This window comes from Actinocorallia sp. B10E7, from assembly GCF_039871655.1.
Classification (GTDB): Bacteria; Actinomycetota; Actinomycetes; order Streptosporangiales; family Streptosporangiaceae; genus Actinocorallia.
This window is the reverse complement of the sequence record NZ_JBDPLZ010000008.1, coordinates 159,293-176,085: the sequence shown is the minus strand read 5'-3', so window position 1 is coordinate 176,085 and position 16,793 is coordinate 159,293. Positions and strand designations below refer to the sequence as shown.

Sequence of the window (16,793 nt, the reverse complement as noted above, 5' to 3'; positions counted from 1 at the left end):
AGATTGACCATGGACGTTGAAGTCCTGGGACGGGTGCTCTCCACCCTGCCTACAGACGACGACCACCCGTACCGGACAGGCCCGTGGCGGCCCCAGACCACCGAATGGAAGGCCGACGACCTCGAAGTCGAAGGCGAGATCCCGGCGGACCTGGACGGCGTCTACCTGCGCAACACCGAGAACCCCGTGCACCCGGCCCTGGACGGCCGCTACCACCCGTTCGACGGCGACGGCATGATCCACATCGTCGGTTTCCGTGACGGCAAGGCGTTCTACCGCAACCGCTTCGTGCAGACCGACGGGCTGCTCGCCGAACGGGAGGCGGGCCATGCGTTGTGGGCCGGCATCGCCGAACGTCCGGCCAAGTCGATCCGCCAGGACGGCTGGGGCGCGCGCGGACGCATGAAGGACGCCTCCAGCACGGACGTCGTCGTCCACGCGGGTGTCGCCCTCACCAGCTTCTACCAGTGCGGAGACCTCTACAGGCTCGACCCGCTCACCCTGGAGACGCTCGGCAAGACCACCTGGAACGGTGACTTCCCGGCCTGGGGAGTCTCCGCGCACACCAAGGTGGACGAGAACAACGGCGAACTGCTGTTCTTCGACTACGGAACCGACGCGCCGTTCATGCACTACGGCCGGGTGGACGCCGACAACAGGCTCGTCGACTACGTCGAAGTACCGCTGCCCGGCCCCCGCCTTCCGCACGACATGGCGTTCACCGAGAACTACGCCATCCTCAACGACTGCCCCCTGTTCTGGGAGCCGGAGTTGATGAAGAAGGGGCTGTACGCGTCCCGTTTCCACCCCGAGCTCCCCACCCGGCTGGGTGTCTTGCCGCGAAGGGGCGGCGGCAAGATCCAGTGGTTCGAGGCCGACCCCACGTACGTCCTGCACTGGGTGAACGCCTACGAGGACGGGGACGAGATCGTCCTGGACGGCTTCTTCCAGGGCGACCCGGAGCCCAAGGACACCGGCGACGGCAGCTTCTACCAGCGCATGTTCCGCTTCCTCGCGCTCGACCGGATGCAGACGCGCCTGCACAGGTGGCGGCTGAACCTCGTCACGGGCCAGTGCAAGGAAGAGCGGCTCTCCGAGTCCATCACCGAGTTCGGCGTGATGAACAACCGCTACGGCGGACGCCCCTACCGGTATGCGTACGCCGCCACCGGCCTGGACGGCTGGTTCCTGTTCAACGGCCTCGTCCGGCACGACGTGGTGACGGGGGCGGAGGAACGCTGCGCGCTGCCGGAGGGCGTCTACGGCAGCGAGCCGGCGATGGCTCCCAGAGTCGGGGCGACGAGCGAGGATGACGGATACGTTGTTACCTTGACCATGGACATGAACCAAGATCGTTCCGAATGCCTGATCTTCGAGGCGTCCCGGCTGGCCGACGGCCCGATCGCCCGGGTCAGGCTCCCCGAGCGCATCTCCAGCGGCACCCACGCCACCTGGGCCCCGGGTTCGGCGATCCCCGGCTGGTCGGACGCGGACTCCGCGGCCTCGGCAGTCGGCCTCTGAAAGGCGCTCCTTGACCAACCCGCCGTCAGCCCCGTCCCCCGGGGAGACCCAGCAGCTCGTCCACCCGCCGGACCGGCCGACCAGGCTTCCGGCGGGAGGCACCAACGCGGTCGGATTGACCCTCGGCCTCATCGGAGACGAGTGGAACCTCCTGATCCTGCGCTACGCGATGCTGGGTGTCCGCAGATACGGGGTCTGGCGGCAGGAACTCCCCATCTCGCACGCGGTGCTCACCCGGCGGCTCACCGTCCTCACCGAGATGGGGATCTTCGAACGGGTCGAATACCAGAAGAAGGCCAAACGTTTCGAGTACGTCCTCACCAAACGCGGGCGAGACCTGTGGCCGGTACTGCTGACGATCTGGGCGTGGGAGTCCCAATGGGTCCCCGCGCACCCCGAACGCCTGCCCCGGATGGTGCACAAGACCTGTGGGCAGACGTTCCTTCCGACGCTGACGTGCGCCGCGTGCGGGAAACCCGCCAAAGCCCGTGACGTCCTCGGCGGATTCGGGCCGAGCGGCACCTGGAGCCGCTCGGTCCCGGCCGCCACCACCCGCCGCCGCTCGGCGTCCGCCGAAGGGGCCGGCATGTTCCCCGAGACGATGGCGCTGATCGGCAACCGCTGGTCGGCGGCGCTGCTGGGCGCCGCCTTCCAGGGCGCCCACCGGTTCCGCGACTTCGAGCAGCGGCTCGGCGCCCCGCCGACGATCATCTCCGACCGGCTCCGCGTCTTCTGCGAGCTGGGCGTCTTCACCCAGACGCCGGGAGCCGAACGGGCCGACTGGCAGAGCTACCAGTTCACCGACAAAGGCCGGGCGTTCTACCCGGTCGTCATGACCGCGATCGACTGGGGCCAGCGCTGGTTCCGGGCCGCCGAAGGCCCCGCGCTGGTCTACACCCACCGAGAGTGCGGTCAGGACCTGCAGGTCCAGCTGACCTGCGACCACTGTGCCGGCGTTCTGCGCGGCACCGAGGTGCTGGTCGAGAACAGCACCTGATCCGTAGGCCCGCCACCCGGCGGGGAGAGGAGCACCCCCGACAATGCCGTCATCCATCCCCGACCTCCTGCGCACCACGGCCGCGAAGGCCCCCGACACCCTGGCCGTCACCGGAGAAGGCCGCGAGATCACCTACGGGCGGCTGTCCGAGCGCTCCGACCGGGTGGCCGACCTGCTGGCGGCCCTCCCCGTCGGCTCCCGGGTCGGCTACGTCAACCGCAACGCCACCGAGTACTTCGAGCTGCTGTTCGGCGCGGCGAAGGCCGGGGTGGCGCTGGTGCCGCTGAACTTCCGGCTGAGCGGCGACGAGATGCGCTGGATCCTGGACGACGCCGAGGTCTCCCTGGTCGTCGCAGGCCCCGAGCACGCCGAGACGCTGACCGGACTGGACGTCCCCCTGATCATCACCGGGGAGCGGTACGAGGAGTGGCTCTCCGGCGGGCGGCCCGTCGACCCCCGCCGCGAGGTCTCCGGAGACGACCTGCTGGTGCTCATGTACTCCTCCGGCACGACCGGGCGGCCCAAGGGCGTGCAGATCACCGCCGCGGGCCTGACCGCCGCGGTGGAGCTGTTCGGGGCGTGCTTCGACATGAGCGGGCACCCCGTCAGCCTCGTCCCCATCCCGTACTTCCACATCGCGGGCGCCGGATGGTGCCTGGTGACGATGGACAACGGCGGCACGCTGGTGCAGACGGCCGAGCCGACGCCGTTCTCCATGCTCGACCAACTCGTGAACCACAAGGTGACGCACACCGCGATGGTCCCGGCCGTCATCCAGATCCTCTGCGAGCTCCCGGCCGCCAAGGAAGCCGACTTCTCGGCGCTCCGCCAGATCGTCTACGGAGCCTCCCCGATCTCCGAGCCGCTGCTGGCCCGCGCGGTGGAGCTCTTCAAGGCGGAGTTCTTCCAGTCCTACGGCCTGACCGAGACGATCGGCGTCACGACGATGCTGATGCCCGACCAGCACCGCCTCGACAACCCGGTGAAGGGCCGCCTGCGTTCGGCCGGCAACGCCGTGCCCGGCATGGAGGTGCGCGTGGTCGACCTCGTGACGGGCGAGACCGCCGATCCCGACGTCGTCGGCGAGGTCGTCGTCCGCGGCCCGTGCGTCACCACGGGCTACTGGCGCAACCCCAAGGCCACCGGGGACTCGTTCCTGCCCGGCGGATGGCTGCGCACCGGCGACGCCGGATACATGGACGCCGACGGCTACCTCTACCTCCAGGACCGCCTCAAGGACATGATCGTCAGCGGCGGAGAGAACGTCTACCCGGCCGAGGTCGAGAGCGTCCTGGCCGCCCACCCGTCCGTCCTGGAGTCCGCGATCATCGGCGTCCCGTCCGAGAAGTGGGGCGAGACCCCGCACGCCGTCGTCGTCCGCCGCCCCGGCACCCCCGACGTGACCGGCGAGGAGCTCATCGCCTGGCTCCGCGACCGCATCGCCCACTTCAAGTGCCCGACCGCCGTCACCTTCGCCGACGCCCTCCCCCGCAACGCCTCCGGCAAGATCCTCAAGCGCGAACTCCGCCGCCCCTGGTGGGAGAACACCGACCGCCAGGTCGGCTGACCCGCTCGTGTGCCGGGAGACCTCCGGCCTCCCGGCACACGAACACCCCGCTAACCCTCCTCGGCGAAGAGTTCGTCGATGTTCTCGATGAGGGCGGCGCGCTCGATCCAGCGTTCGAACTGCTGCGGGTCGGTGCAGGCGCGGATGCGGTCGCGGGCGTGCTGAGTGACGGGGATACCACGTGCCTTCAGGAAGAGCAGGATGCTTTTGGCCTCGCCCTGGGTTTCGCCTTGGGCGATGAGGCGGAGGGCGAAGTCGCTGGTGTACTCGAAGTCCTTGGTCATCATCAGGTGCTCCAGGTGGTGTTTGCCGTCGCCTTTGAGGGCTGAGAGCAGAAGTTCCGTGTAGCAGCAGGCCTTGTCGAGTTCGGCGCTGTTCATAGCCTCTACGACCGTGTCGAGGATCGCCAGCCCTTGCGGCGTGTCGCCGTGGGCGAGGGCGGACAGGACGGCCAGTTCCAGGTTGTTCCGGGCTTCTTCCGGGTCGGTGATGCGGTCGATGTCGTCGGGGCCGATGCCGAGGGGGCACAGGATGAGCCCGGGGTGGCCGAGGTGGAAGCCCTTGGCGCACCAGCGGAGGACGGCCGGGTCCGGGGTGAGGACCAGCAGCACGACGGGGCATTTAAGGTCGAAGCGGAGTTTGGCCAGGTAGAGGGGCCAGGCCCAGCGGCGGCTCTCGTCGATCCGGAGTTGGATCTCGCAGCACACGGCGAGTTCGGTGACGCCGGCCTCGGACACGAATCTGATCGTGCGGTCGCGGGTCAGCTCGACAGGCGTGGTGATGGTGCAGTCCTCGGAGCCGAGGACGGGTCTGCAGCCGTCGGGGACCTTGATGCCGAGGCGGGTGCAGAAGAGGGTGACGAGGTCGGGGTTCTCCCGAAGGAGAAGAGCCCTGGCCTCGTGCGCGATGGATACGGGTTAATTCTTTTTGTCGTAAGAGGCGCGGAGTTCGCGTTTAAGGAGTTTTCCGGAGGCGTTGCGGGGGAGGGCTTCGACGAAGGTGACGTCGGCAGGGCATTTGAAGTGGGCCAGGCGGTCTCGGGCCCAGGTGACGAGGTCGGCCGGGGTGGTGGAGGCACCGGGGGCCAAGACGGCTACGGCGTGGGGGACTTCGCCCCATTTCTCGGAGGGAACTCCTATGACGGCGACCTCGGCTATGGCGGGATGCGCGGTCAGGACGCTCTCGACCTCGGCCGGGTAGACGTTCTCTCCGCCGCTGACGATCATGTCCTTGAGGCGGTCGTGGAGGTAGAGATAGCCGTGTTCGTCGAAGGAGCCGCCGTCGCCGGTGCGCAGTCGGCCGTCGGGGAGGAGGGCCGTCGCGGTGGCCTCCGGGTTGCGCCAGTAGCCCTGCATGACGTGGCCTCCGCCGATGACGACCTCGCCCCGTTCGCCCGGAGGGAGTTCGGCGAGGGTTTCGGGGTGCACCACCCATACGTCCACGCCGAGCATGGGCTTGCCCACGGACGTGAGACGGCGTTCTTCTCCGGGCTCGGGGAAGTGGTCTTCGGGGCTCAGGACGGTGACGCCGCCGGTGGACTCGGTCAGGCCGTAGCTCTGCAGGAACTTGCAGCCGATGGTGCGTGACGCGGCGTGGATGACCGGCAGGGGGATGGGCGAGGCGCCGTAGACGATGTACTTCAGGGCGCTCCAGTCCTCGGTCTCGATGCCGGGGAGGGCGACCAGCCGCTGGATCAGCGTCGGGACGAGGGCCGCGTGGGAGACGCGGCGGCGGATCAGGAGGTCGCGGAGCTCCTCCGGCGCGGCGGCCGACTCCAGGAGGAGGGCGCCGCCGTTGACGGCGGCGACCATCGCCAGGCCGAAGCCCGAGACGTGGAAGTACGGGATGGGGGCCATGGCCACCGACGTCTCGTCCAGGTCGATGTCGTAGTGCATCGTGGCGAGGGCCTGGCCGAGATTGCGGCCGCTCAGCATGATGCCCTTCGGCAGGCCCGTCGTGCCGGAGGTGTAGAAGATCAGCGCGGTGTCCTCCGGGTCGGGCAGCGCGCCCGGGTCCTCGGCGGGGCGGCCGGACAGCCAGGACTCGTAGGGCGTCGTGCCCGGGGCGCCGTCGAGCGTGACGACGCGGACGAGGGACGGGACGGTGCCCGGGGCGGGCGCGAGCCGCGCGTCGCCCGCCCCGAGCACCAGTACGGAGGGCTCGGCGTCGTTGAGGACCTGAGCCACTTCATCGGGGTGAAGACGGTTGTTGACGGCCGTGGCGATGGCGCCGGTCTTCGCGGCGCCGTACAGGACTTCCAGGAACGATGGTGCGTTAGCGCCGATGTAGGCGACGCGGTCTCCGGGTTTCACGCCGTCGGAGAGCAGTGCTTGTGCGACCTGCGACGCGCGTGCGTCGAGTTCGCCGTACGTCGTCGTGCGGCCGGTCTCGATGACGGCCGGAAGGCCGGGCGTGGCGGCGGCGCGCCGGCGCAGGATGTCGGCCAGGCGTTCGACGCGGGTGCCGTCGGCGTGCAGGGCGTAGTGGGCGTCGAGACGGGTGGTCATCGGGCGCCTCCGAAGGTGAAGGGGGCGAAGACGGGAGGCTCGAAGATGCCGGGGGGTGCGGCGAGCACCTCGGGGATCGCCCGGATCACGGGGCCCGCGGTGATGTACTGGCCGGCGGTGGTGCGGCTGCCGGGCTCGTCCGGCTCGATGAGGTTCAGGGTCATGGTCATGCCGGGTTTGCCCGTGACGGTGACCGTCCAGTGGTCGCGTCCGGCGTAGCGGGGCAGTTCCGGGTCCATCGTCCAGACGATCGAGAGGCTGAGGACGCGGCGTCCTTCGCTGACCAGGTGCCAGCGCCACTCCGTCGCGGCGACCGTCCCCTTCTCGATCAGGCCTGCGGGCACCTGGAGGTCGCGGGTGGCGAGCTCGATGTGGTGGTCGGGTTCCAGCCGGTCCACGGGCAGCCCCATCCGTTCGGCCATGAACAGGAGGGTCTCGGAGTAGAGCTTCTGGTAGAGGGCGGGAAGCTCGCCGGCGGTCAGGTCGATCCGGGCGGGGTCCGAGCCCATGCCCATGACGTTGAACACGAAGTCGGGGTCCGGTACGCGGCTGGCGTCCAGGACCTCGTCGATGCCGACGTGCTCCAGCTCCAGGCACACTCCGGTGAGCGCCAGGACGATGCGTTCCCCGATCACGCCCGGGCTGATGCCGACGCCGTAGAGCGTGGTTCCGCCTTCGCGGCAGGCGTCCAGGAACATCTGCTCCCGTTCGCCGCCGTGCGCGCGGGGGAAGTGGTGCCCGGCCGTCGTGATGACGTTCTTTCCCGAGCGGAGCAGCGCGCACAGGTCGGCGTCGTGCGTCTCGTACGGGACCTGCAGGCGCGGGGTGTGGATGACGAGGTCGGCCTGCGTGGCGAGGATCTCCTCGCGGTCGCGGGTGGCGATGACGCCGGTCGGGGGGCGGCGGGCGATGTCCCCGGCGTCGCGTCCGGCTTTGCGGTCGCCGTAGACGAACAGGCCCGCGAGCTGAAGTTCGGGGGAGTCGAGGACGGCGCGCAGCGTCGTCTTGCCGATCGCGCCGGTGGCCCACTGGATCACCCGGATGCTCACGAATCCTCCTCGGAGACGAAACGGACGGTCAGTCCGGAGAGCACGTGCTCGGCGGCTTCGGAAGCGCGGAGGTCGACGGCGACGAGCCCGGGACGTCCGGCGACGGGCACGAACCGCACCAGGCCCGAGCCGACCTGGACGGACGTGGCGGAGGCCTGCGGGGCGTCCAGCAGAAAGGCCCACAGCCCGGCTTTCTCCTCGGGGGAGTCCACCGCGACGTCGACCGCTATCAGATCCCCGGCCGGAGCGTCATCGGGCCGTTCGGGCACGTCCCAGGTGTCGTAGTGCCAGTGCCTTCCTGCGGGAAGGAGGTCGGCTTCGAGCATCACGCCCAGGTCGGCGGGGTGGAGTTGGACGATGTCCGCGCCGTGGAACTCCTGCCGGTGCACCATCCGCACTCCGCGTTGTGAAGCCCGCTCGACCAGCGCGTCGGTGTCCGGAACGCGGATCGCGACGACGTATCCGCCTTCTCCGCGCGCCAGGAATCGGGTCAGGGGAGAGGAAGGCCCGGAGGGAGCGAGGAACTCCAGGTATGTCCGGCCCAGGTTGAGGACCTCGTTGACCATCCCCCAGTCGGCCAGCGCCGGGTCGGGGAAGCCGGGCGGCAGTCCCAGCACCTCGCGGGGGCGGGAGGTGAGCCGGTGTCCGGCGGCTGATGCCTGGATGAGTTCGAGCCCGCTCATCGGCCGGTCCGCAGGGTCGGGACGTGCAGCATCCGGGCCATCTGGCGCTCGTATCCGGAGGGGTCGCGGGCGACCCGGGCCCGCGCGTCGATCGCCATCCAGTCGGTGTCGGCGACGTGTTCGCCGCGTTTGACGGCCTTCAGCCCGGCGCGGGCGATGTCCCGGGGGTCCTCCTTCCGCCCGTCCACGTGCGAGGCCATGCGGGTGTCGACCGATCCGACGATCAGCGCGGTCACCGAGGTGCCCTGCGGCTCCAGTTCGGCCCGCGTGATCGTGCTCAGCCACAGCGCCGCGGCCTTGGAGGGGGAGTAGCCGCCCATGAAGGGGGCCGGCACCATGCCCGCCACCGACAGCACGTTCGCGATGGCGCCGCCTCCGTTGGCGGCCAGTACCGGGGCGAACTCCCTGGTCATGGCGAGCACCCCGAAGTAGTTGACCTCCATCTCGGCGCGCGCCGCGTCCGGATCCTCGGCTTTGATCAGCCGTTGTCCGGCGAACAGCCCCGCGTTGTTGATCAGCAGCGAGACGTCCGCGCAGTTCCAGGCGGCTTCCCGTACCTGTTCGGGGTCGGTGACGTCCAGCCGTACGGGCACCGCGCCCAGTTCGCGCAGTTCGGCGTCGACGTCGTCGGGGTTGCGCGCGGCGGCGTAGACCCGGTTCGCGCCCTGGGCGATCAGTTCTTCGACGAAAGCCCGTCCGATGCCGCGGTTGCCTCCGGTCACCAGTGCGGTGACGCCCTCGATCTGGATCATTCGCCGGCTCCGTTCAGGGTCGTGTAGACGGGGTCGTTCGGGTACTTCCCGCTTCGGGTGAGGTCGGCCGGGTCGCCGATGAGCATGCCGAAGAGCCAGGTCTCGGTGGCCGGCGCGTCATGGGACCAGTCCCAGACGAGGGCGCGGTGCGCGATCCCCCAGCGGCCGTCGCGCCGCTCCAGGCGGTCGATGATCCGGGCTCCGACGAAGCAGTGGCCGAGCTGCCCGTCGGGGGTGCGGACGGCGCTGAACGTGGTGACGTACGACTCCGCCTGGGCGAGGTCCGGGTCGTTCGGCGAAAGCTCGACCAGCACGTTCGTCATGCAGTGCATGGTCCGCGAGCGCGGATGGGAGACGACGGCGCTGACGCTCGTCACGTAGTCGTCGGCGGTGCCGGTGAAGACGCCGCCGTGGTCCTCGGTGGCGCCGGGCAGGTAGCAGGCCCGCACGCCTTCGACGTCTCCGCGGTCCACGGCGCGCAGGTAGCGGGTCAGGAGTTCGTGGATCTCCTGTTTGTCGAGCAGGGCGCCTACCGCGTCGTTCCGGTCGCTCATCTCTGCCTCCTCGGCGGTGGGGTGATCCGGGTCTCAGTCAAGCTACAACTAAGAGAGTGAAATGACCACCCGTTGACGAGGTGACTCTTTTTGTTGTAGCAAGTCCTGTGACCGGCAACACACTGCTAATTGAAGTGTTACCCGTAAGGAGCCCAGCCGGATGGCAACGGACACCCCACCCCCCGAACTGAAGATCTCGGACGTGACCCTGAAGTTCGGCGGCGTCACCGCCCTGGACGGGGTGTCGCTCACCGTCGCGCCCGGCGAGATCTGCGGTCTCATCGGCCCCAACGGAGCGGGCAAGACCACCCTGTTCAACTGCGTCACCCGGATCTACCGGCCCGACTCCGGCTCGATCTCCTTCGGCGGAGCGGACCTCCTCCGCACCCGCGCCGACAAGATCGTCCGGCTCGGCGTGGCCCGGACCTTCCAGAACCTCGCGCTCTTCCCGTCGCTGACCGTCCTGGAGAACACCCTGGTCGGCGCGCACTCCCGCAGCCCGGCGGGCTTCGCGGCCTCCACCCTGGGCTGGCCCGCCGCCCGGCGCACCCAGCGCCGGCTGGAGGCCCAGGCCCGCGAGATCCTCGCCGACCTGGACCTGTCCGGCGTCGCCGACCTGCCCGCGCACGGGCTGCCCTTCGGCACCCTCAAGCGGGTCGAACTGGCCCGCGCGCTGGCCGCCGAACCCAGGCTGCTGCTGCTCGACGAGCCCGCGGGCGGGCTCACCCACGCCGAAGTGGACGAGCTCGGCGAGCTGATCAAGCGGCTGCGCCGCGAACGCGGCGTCGGCGCGCTGCTCGTCGAACACCACATGGGCCTGGTCATGGGCATCTGCGACCACGTCGTGGCCATGGAGTCGGGCCGCGACATCGCCGACGGGACGCCCGACGAGGTGCGCTCGGAGGAACGCGTCATCGCCGCCTACCTGGGGCGTGCGTCATGAGCCTGCTCGAAGTCGCCGGCCTCACCGCCGGCTACGGCCCCGCCAGGGTCCTGCACGGCCTCGACCTGACGGTCGAGGCGGGCGAGGTCGTCGTCGTGCTCGGCGCCAACGGAGCCGGGAAGACCACCACGATGCGGGCGCTCAGCGGCCTCATCCCCCACACCGGGACGATCGTCTTCGACGGCGAGCCCCTGGACGGCCTCGGCCCCGACGCGGTCGTCGCGCGCGGAGTGAGCCTGGTCCCGCAAGGGCGCGGGACCTTCTCCCACCTCACCGTGCTGGACAACCTGCGGGTCGGTGCGGCCCTGCGCCGCGACAAGGCAGGCATCCGCGACGACATCGACCGCTGGTGCGAGGTCTTCCCGATCCTCGCCAAGCGCTCCAAGCAGGAGGCCGGGACGCTCTCCGGCGGCGAGCAGCAGATGCTCGCCGTCGCCCGCGCCCTGATGTCCCGCCCGAAGCTGCTGCTGTGCGACGAGCCGAGCCTGGGCCTGGCGCCCCGGATCGTCTCCGAGCTGTTCGCCATCCTCGGCGACATCAACCGCGAGCAGGGCACCGCCCTGCTGCTCGTCGAGCAGAACGCCGACCTCGCCCTCGACCTCGCCTCCCGCGTCTACCTCCTGGAGGTCGGCCGGGTCGTGGCCGAGGGAGAGGCCGAACGGTTCCGCGAAGACGAGTCCATCCGACGCGCCTACCTGGGTCTGTGAGGGACGCCGATGGACATCTTCCTCGAACGCCTCTTCGACGGCGTCACCAACGGCGCCGTCTACGCCATCATGGCGATGGCCCTGGTCGTGGTCTTCCGCGGCACCGGGACCATCAACTTCGCCCAGGGCGAGATGGCGCTGTTCACCACCTACATCGCCTGGTGGCTGACGGTCCAGGGGCAGCCCGTCTGGGTCGCCGCGATCATCGCGTCCGCCGTCGGGTTCGTCCTCGGCGCGGTCACCGAACGCACCCTGATCCGGCCGATCCGCAAACGCAACGACATGGCCACGCTCATCGTCGCGCTCGGCCTGTTCACCGGATTCAACGCGCTCGCCGGGCTGATCTGGAACTCCGAGAACAAGAACATGCCGAGCCTGTTCCCCGCCGGACAGGACGACTACGCGACGGTCGGCGGAGCACGCCTGTACTTCGACGCCCTGGGCGTCTGGCTCGTGGTGATCCTCCTGATCGGCGCGGTGTTCTTCCTGTTCAACCGCACCCGGATCGGGCTGCACATGCGGGCCGTCGCCGACAACCCCGAGTCCGCCGCGCTCACCGGGGTGAAGACCGGCCGGATCCTCATGCTCGGCTGGGGCCTGGCCGGGATCATCGGCTCCTTCGCCGGCGTGCTCATCGCACCCCTGTCGTCCCAGCAGCTCGGGCTGACGACGATGTTCCCGATCCTCATCTATGCCTCGGCCGCCGCCCTGTTCGGAGGGCTCGACAGCCCCGTCGGAGCGGTCGTCGGCGGCCTGGCCATCGGCCTCCTCGAGGCCATGATCACCGGCTACGTGGACTTCGTCGGCGGCACCCTCCCGCAGACCGCGGCCCTGGTGATCATCGTGTTCATCCTGCTGTTCAAGCCCACCGGCCTGTTCGGCACCCGGCAGATGGAGCGACTGTGACCTCCCCACGCCTGGCCATCGTCCAGGGCTCGGCGCAGCACCGGGCGCTGCAGCTCGGCGGGCTCGCCCTCGCCGCCCTCGTCCTGCTGTGGGGCGCCGGGCAGGAACCGTTCCGGGTCGGCCAGCTCACCAGCGTGCTGATCTTCGCGATCGCGATCAGCGGCCTCAACCTCGCCACCGGCTACACCGGGCTGCTGTCCATCGGGCACTCGGCCTTCTTCGGGCTCGGCGCCTACACCACCGGCATCCTCATCGTCACCTACGACGTCGAGCCGATGCTGACCCTGCCCGTCGCGACCGTCCTGTGCTTCGTGCTCGGCTTCCTCGTCGGGCTGCCCGCCCTGCGCATCCGCGGCCTGTACCTGGCGCTGGTCACCCTCGCCGTCGGCGTCGCCTTCCCCGAACTGGTCCGCCGGTTCGCCGACCTCACCGGCGGCGCCGCCGGAATGGTCATCCGGTCCCGGCAGCTCGCCCCGCCGGAGTGGACGGGCCTCGCCCTCGGGCAGCGCGGCGTCTGGCTGTACTGGGTCAGCGCCGTCACCCTCATCGTCGTCCTGCTGCTGGTGCGCAACCTCACCCGCAGCCGGACGGGCATGGCGATGATCGCCACCCGCGACAACGAACTGGCCGCCGCCTCCTCCGGCGTCCACATCGCCTCCGTCAAGACCATCGTGTTCGGGCTGTCCGGAGCCGTCACCGGCCTGGCCGGCGGGCTGTTCGCGATGTACGTCGGAGCCCTGTCCCCCGACGGCTCCTTCACCCTCCTGAAGTCCATCGAACTCATCACCGGGCTGTTCGTCGGCGGCGCGGCCACCCTCTACGGGCCGGTCGCGGGCGCGCTCGCCGTCGTCTTCATCCCCTACTACAGCTCCGACCTGGCCTCCGGGCACGTGTCGGGGATCATCTTCGGCGCCGTCCTGATCCTCATCGTCTTCCTCATGCCCGAGGGAGTCGTCGGGGTCCTCGGCCGCGCGCTGCGGCGCGTGGTGCGCGTCGTGCCCTCCTCACCCTCCGCCCCTTCTGAACCCCCTGCCTCCACCCCGCAGAAGAGAGAAGACACCCCATGAGAAGGACCCACCTGACCGCCCTCGGCGTCTCCGCGATGCTGCTGCTGTCGGCCTGCGGCACCGGCGGCTCCTCCGACGAGGAGAACACCGGAGCCTCCGGCGAGATCGTCTCCGCCGCCGACTGCGCCGACCCCAAGGCCGCCGCCGAGAAGATCACCGGCACGCTCAAGGTGGGCTGGAGCGCACCGCTGTCCGGCCCGCTCGCCGCCGCCGTCGGCGCCGTCATCGACGGCATGCGCGCCCGGTTCGCCGTCGCCAACGAGGCGGGCGGCGTCAACGGGGTCAAGCTCGAGATCATCTCGAAGGACGACGCGTTCAACCCCGAGAAGGCCAAGGCCAACGGACTGGAGCTCATCCAGAAGGACGGGGTCCACGTCCTGGAGACCTTCGGGGCCGGGCAGGTCAACGCGATGGCCGACGACCAGAACGAGGCGTGCGTGCCGCTGCTGTTCGGGCAGGCGTCGGTGCCGCAGTACAAGGACGCCAAGAACTTCCCCTGGACGACCGAGTACCTGCCCGAAGGCGGCGTCGAGATGAAGGCCGTCGTCGAGCAGCTCAAGAAGAAGTACCCGGACGGGGTGGAGGTCGCGCTCGCCGCCAACCAGACCGAATCCGGCCAGAGCTACGCCAACGGCTTCAAGGCGGCGATCAAGGGCACCAATATCACCATCGTGAAGGAGGCTCCGCTCACCGACCCGAACGCGGCGGTCACCACGCTCAAGGAAAGCGGAGCGAAGGTGCTCGTGGACGCGGGCGTCACCACCGACTGCCTCGCGCTCACCCAGGCCGTCGGACGGTCCGGCTGGAAGCCCGAGACCTTCGTCCAGCCCGCCAACTGCGTGGACGGCGCGACCCTGTACGCGCCCGCGGGAGACGCCGCGGACGGCCAGCAGATCATGGTGTGGCTGAAGGACCCGGGCAACGCGCTCTACAAGGACGACCAGGCCGTCAAGGAATACCTGTCCAACGCCGAGAAGCACGGCGTGAAGGCGCCGCTGAACAGCTACACCGTCAACGGCTGGGCCATCGGCGACCTCATGGTGGACGCCTTCACCAAGGCCGCCGCGTCGTCGGACGGGCTGAGCCGGATCGGGATCATCAAGGCCGCCCGCACGCAGTCCTACGCGCCGCCCATGTTCATCGACGGCGTCAAGTGGACGATGAGCGTCGAGAACTCCCTCGGCATCTCGGGCTTCAAGCCCTTCACCTGGTCGGCCTCCAAGAAGACCTTCGAGGCGGGCGGAGACGTCATCGACATCTCCGGTAACTGACCCCCGCAGCACGGCGGGCCGGCAATGGCGCCGGCCCGCCTTCCCCCTTTTTCACGGACGAGGAGAGGAAGACCCGAATGGGGAACCGAGGACTGCACCCCGCCGGACGCGTCGCGGAGTACACCGCCGCGGGCTGGTGGAGCGACGAGACCATGGACGGGCTGTTCCGCGCCCGCGTGGCGGCCGACCCCGACCGGCTCGCGGTCGTCGACCCCGCCAACAAGGCGGACCTGACCGGCACGCCGCCCCGGCGGCTCACCTGGCGCGAACTGGACGAGGAGGTCACCGGCCTCGCCGACGTGCTGCTCTCGCACGGAGTCGGCGCCGGGGACGTGGTGGGCCTGCAGATGCCCAACACCGTCGAGCTCGTCGCCGCCTACCTGGCGTGCTGGCGGCTGGGCGCCGTCGTCTCGCCGCTGCCCGCCCAGTACCGGGAGCACGAGGTCACCGAACTGGGACGGCTCGCGGGATTCGACGCGTACCTGACCGTGGACCGCCTCGGGGACCGCTCGCCCGTCCGGGAGGTCTGCGACGTGCGGTCCTCCCTGCCGCGGCTGCGGACGGTCTTCGCCTACGGCGAGTCGCTTCCGGAGGGCGCCGTCGCCGTCGTTCCCGTCTCAGGGGCACGGGAACGCGTCGAGGCCTACGCCGCGGAGCACCCGGCCGACCCGAACGACTGCGTGACGATCTGCTGGACGTCCGGCACCGAGAGCACCCCGAAGGGAGTGCCGCGCACCCACTACGACTGGCTGGCCATCTGCTGGGCGACCGTCGACGCGCCCCGCCTCACCGCCGACGACGTGCTGCTCAACCCGTTCCCGATGGTGAACATGGCCGGCATCAATGGCATGTTCCTGCCGTGGCTGCGCGTCGGGGGAGTGCTCGTCCAGCACCACCCCTTCGACCTGCCGACGTTCCTCCGGCAGATCGCGGAGGAGAAGGCGACGTACACCGTCGCCCCGCCCGCCCTGCTGAGCATGCTGCTCGCCCGCCCCGAACTGCTCGCCGCCACCGACCTGAGCTCGCTGCGCGTCCTGGGCTCCGGCTCGGCGCCGCTGCCGCCCGCGATGGTGCGCGGCTGGCAGGAGAAGTACGGCATCGGGGTCATCAACTTCTTCGGCTCCAACGAGGGCATCGCGCTCCTGACGGACCCGCACGACGTGCCCGACCCCGAGCAGCGCGCCCGCTACTTCCCGCGCTACGGCGTCCCCGGCGTGGACTGGACGTCCCGCGTCTCGAACTGGGTGAGCGTGCGCCTGGTCGACAACGCCACGGGCAAGGAGGTGACCGAACCCGAAGTGCCCGGCGAACTGCGCATCAAGGGCCCGACGATCTTCCCGGGGTACCTCGACGGCGAGAACCTGGCCAGCCCCTTCGACGAGGACGGCTACCTGCGCACCGGCGACGTCTTCGAGATCGCCGGTGAGGACGGCCGTTTCCTGCGCTACGTCGACCGCGCCAAGGACCTCGTCATCCGAGGCGGCATGAACATCGCCCCCGCCGAACTGGAGGGCCTCCTGTCCGCCCACCCGTCCGTCGCGGAGGTCGCCGTCGTCGGCTACCCCGACGACATCCTCGGCGAGAAGGTCTGCGCCGTCGTCGTCCCCGCCGAAGGCGCCACTCCCACCCTGGAAGACCTCGTCTCCCACCTCCGCGAGCAGCGCATCGCGTCCTTCAAGCTCCCCGAACGGCTGGAGCTCCGCTCGTCCCTGCCCCGCAACCCGATCGGCAAGGTCCTCAAGCGGGACCTGCGTCAGGAGCTGTCGTGACCGACGAAGAGAGACTGCGCGTCGTCCAGCGGATGGTCGACGCCTGGAACACCATGGACTGGGACGGGATCGTCTCCCTGTTCGCCCCCGACGGCGTCCTCCACAGCGTCATGCAGGAACCCCTCCGGGGCCGGGAGGCCATCGGTGAACGCCTGGCCCTCCTCGCCGAAGGCCTCACCCACCTGGACTTGCAGATCCACGCCATGGGTGTGATCAACGGCCGGGTCTTCCTGGAACGCCGCGACGTCTTCGACAACGCCCACGGCCACACCGAGGTCCCCGTCGTGGGCGTCCTCGCCGTGGAGGACGGCCTCGTCACCGAATGGCTCGAGTACTACGACCGGGCCACCCTCCTGTCGGGCTTCGGCCGCACCCCGTCCACCGACTTCGACGCCGCCTGACCGGCGGGCCCTTGCGGGCTTCCCTCCAGATGCGAGAGGGAGGCCCGTGCCAGGGCCGTTCTTCGGGTTCGAGGTAGATCTTTGGGTCTTTTGGGTCCC

General features: G+C 69.9%; 16 protein-coding genes. 10 read left to right on the top strand and 6 right to left on the bottom strand.

Annotated features, from left to right (window positions below):
• Window positions 1-9: 9 nt before the first annotated feature.
• Genes ABGB12_RS26230 through ABGB12_RS26220 form a run of 3 tightly spaced genes read left to right on the top strand, consistent with a single transcriptional unit; the run spans window position 10 to window position 4,085 of the window.
• Window positions 10-1,521, top strand: coding sequence for a carotenoid oxygenase family protein (locus ABGB12_RS26230; RefSeq protein WP_347682124.1), 1,512 nt, complete (start codon window positions 10-12; stop codon window positions 1,519-1,521).
• 10 nt (window positions 1,522-1,531) lie between these two features.
• Entirely contained in the window at window positions 1,532-2,518 is a 987-nt protein-coding gene (locus tag ABGB12_RS26225) for a helix-turn-helix domain-containing protein (RefSeq protein WP_347682123.1), read from the top strand.
• A 43-nt stretch (window positions 2,519-2,561) separates the two neighbouring features.
• Window positions 2,562-4,085: a long-chain-fatty-acid--CoA ligase gene (locus ABGB12_RS26220; protein ID WP_347682122.1), complete on the top strand. Its 1,524-nt coding sequence runs from the start codon at window positions 2,562-2,564 to the stop codon at window positions 4,083-4,085.
• 50 nt (window positions 4,086-4,135) lie between these two features.
• Here ABGB12_RS26220 and ABGB12_RS26215 read toward each other — a convergent pair whose 3' ends face one another.
• The 6 genes from ABGB12_RS26215 to ABGB12_RS26190 all read right to left on the bottom strand — a co-directional run bounded on the left by ABGB12_RS26215 (window position 4,136) and on the right by ABGB12_RS26190 (window position 9,630).
• Window positions 4,136-4,822: a hypothetical protein gene (locus tag ABGB12_RS26215; RefSeq protein WP_347682121.1), complete on the bottom strand. Its 687-nt coding sequence runs from the start codon at window positions 4,820-4,822 to the stop codon at window positions 4,136-4,138.
• 180 nt (window positions 4,823-5,002) lie between these two features.
• Window positions 5,003-6,592 (bottom strand): long-chain-fatty-acid--CoA ligase, encoded by a 1,590-nt coding sequence (locus ABGB12_RS26210; RefSeq protein ID WP_347682120.1) that lies wholly within the window; start codon window positions 6,590-6,592, stop codon window positions 5,003-5,005.
• On the bottom strand, window positions 6,589-7,641 hold the full coding sequence (locus ABGB12_RS26205; protein ID WP_347682119.1) for a hypothetical protein: 1,053 nt from the start codon (window positions 7,639-7,641) through the stop codon (window positions 6,589-6,591). Before ABGB12_RS26205 ends, ABGB12_RS26210 begins: the two co-directional genes overlap by 4 nt.
• A complete protein-coding gene (locus tag ABGB12_RS26200; protein WP_347682118.1) occupies window positions 7,638-8,324 on the bottom strand; it encodes a VOC family protein in 687 nt (228 codons plus the stop codon). Before ABGB12_RS26200 ends, ABGB12_RS26205 begins: the two co-directional genes overlap by 4 nt.
• Window positions 8,321-9,076 carry an SDR family oxidoreductase gene (locus tag ABGB12_RS26195; protein ID WP_347682117.1) on the bottom strand — a complete coding sequence of 252 codons (756 nt, stop codon included), beginning with the start codon at window positions 9,074-9,076 and terminating at the stop codon, window positions 8,321-8,323. Before ABGB12_RS26195 ends, ABGB12_RS26200 begins: the two co-directional genes overlap by 4 nt.
• A complete protein-coding gene (locus ABGB12_RS26190) occupies window positions 9,073-9,630 on the bottom strand; it encodes a nuclear transport factor 2 family protein (protein ID WP_347682116.1) in 558 nt (185 codons plus the stop codon). The genes ABGB12_RS26195 and ABGB12_RS26190 overlap by 4 nt, the downstream gene beginning before the upstream one ends.
• A gap of 160 nt (window positions 9,631-9,790) precedes the next feature.
• Here ABGB12_RS26190 and ABGB12_RS26185 point away from each other — a divergent pair, with 160 nt between their 5' ends.
• The 7 genes from ABGB12_RS26185 to ABGB12_RS26155 all read left to right on the top strand — a co-directional run bounded on the left by ABGB12_RS26185 (window position 9,791) and on the right by ABGB12_RS26155 (window position 16,694).
• A complete protein-coding gene (locus ABGB12_RS26185; protein WP_347682115.1) occupies window positions 9,791-10,573 on the top strand; it encodes an ABC transporter ATP-binding protein in 783 nt (260 codons plus the stop codon).
• Window positions 10,570-11,280, top strand: coding sequence for an ABC transporter ATP-binding protein (locus tag ABGB12_RS26180; RefSeq protein WP_347682114.1), 711 nt, complete (start codon window positions 10,570-10,572; stop codon window positions 11,278-11,280). The genes ABGB12_RS26185 and ABGB12_RS26180 overlap by 4 nt, the downstream gene beginning before the upstream one ends.
• Before the next feature lie 9 nt (window positions 11,281-11,289).
• The gene (locus ABGB12_RS26175) at window positions 11,290-12,186 is read left to right on the top strand and encodes a branched-chain amino acid ABC transporter permease (protein ID WP_347682113.1); all 897 of its coding nucleotides are present in this window, start codon (window positions 11,290-11,292) and stop codon (window positions 12,184-12,186) included.
• A complete protein-coding gene (locus ABGB12_RS26170) occupies window positions 12,183-13,253 on the top strand; it encodes a branched-chain amino acid ABC transporter permease (RefSeq protein ID WP_347682112.1) in 1,071 nt (356 codons plus the stop codon). Before ABGB12_RS26175 ends, ABGB12_RS26170 begins: the two co-directional genes overlap by 4 nt.
• Window positions 13,250-14,524, top strand: coding sequence for an ABC transporter substrate-binding protein (locus ABGB12_RS26165; protein WP_347682111.1), 1,275 nt, complete (start codon window positions 13,250-13,252; stop codon window positions 14,522-14,524). The genes ABGB12_RS26170 and ABGB12_RS26165 overlap by 4 nt, the downstream gene beginning before the upstream one ends.
• A 77-nt stretch (window positions 14,525-14,601) precedes the next feature.
• Complete coding sequence (locus ABGB12_RS26160; protein WP_347682110.1) at window positions 14,602-16,293, top strand: class I adenylate-forming enzyme family protein; 1,692 nt, start codon at window positions 14,602-14,604, stop codon at window positions 16,291-16,293.
• Window positions 16,290-16,694: a nuclear transport factor 2 family protein gene (locus ABGB12_RS26155; RefSeq protein ID WP_347682109.1), complete on the top strand. Its 405-nt coding sequence runs from the start codon at window positions 16,290-16,292 to the stop codon at window positions 16,692-16,694. The genes ABGB12_RS26160 and ABGB12_RS26155 overlap by 4 nt, the downstream gene beginning before the upstream one ends.
• The last annotated feature ends 99 nt before the right edge of the window (window positions 16,695-16,793 follow it).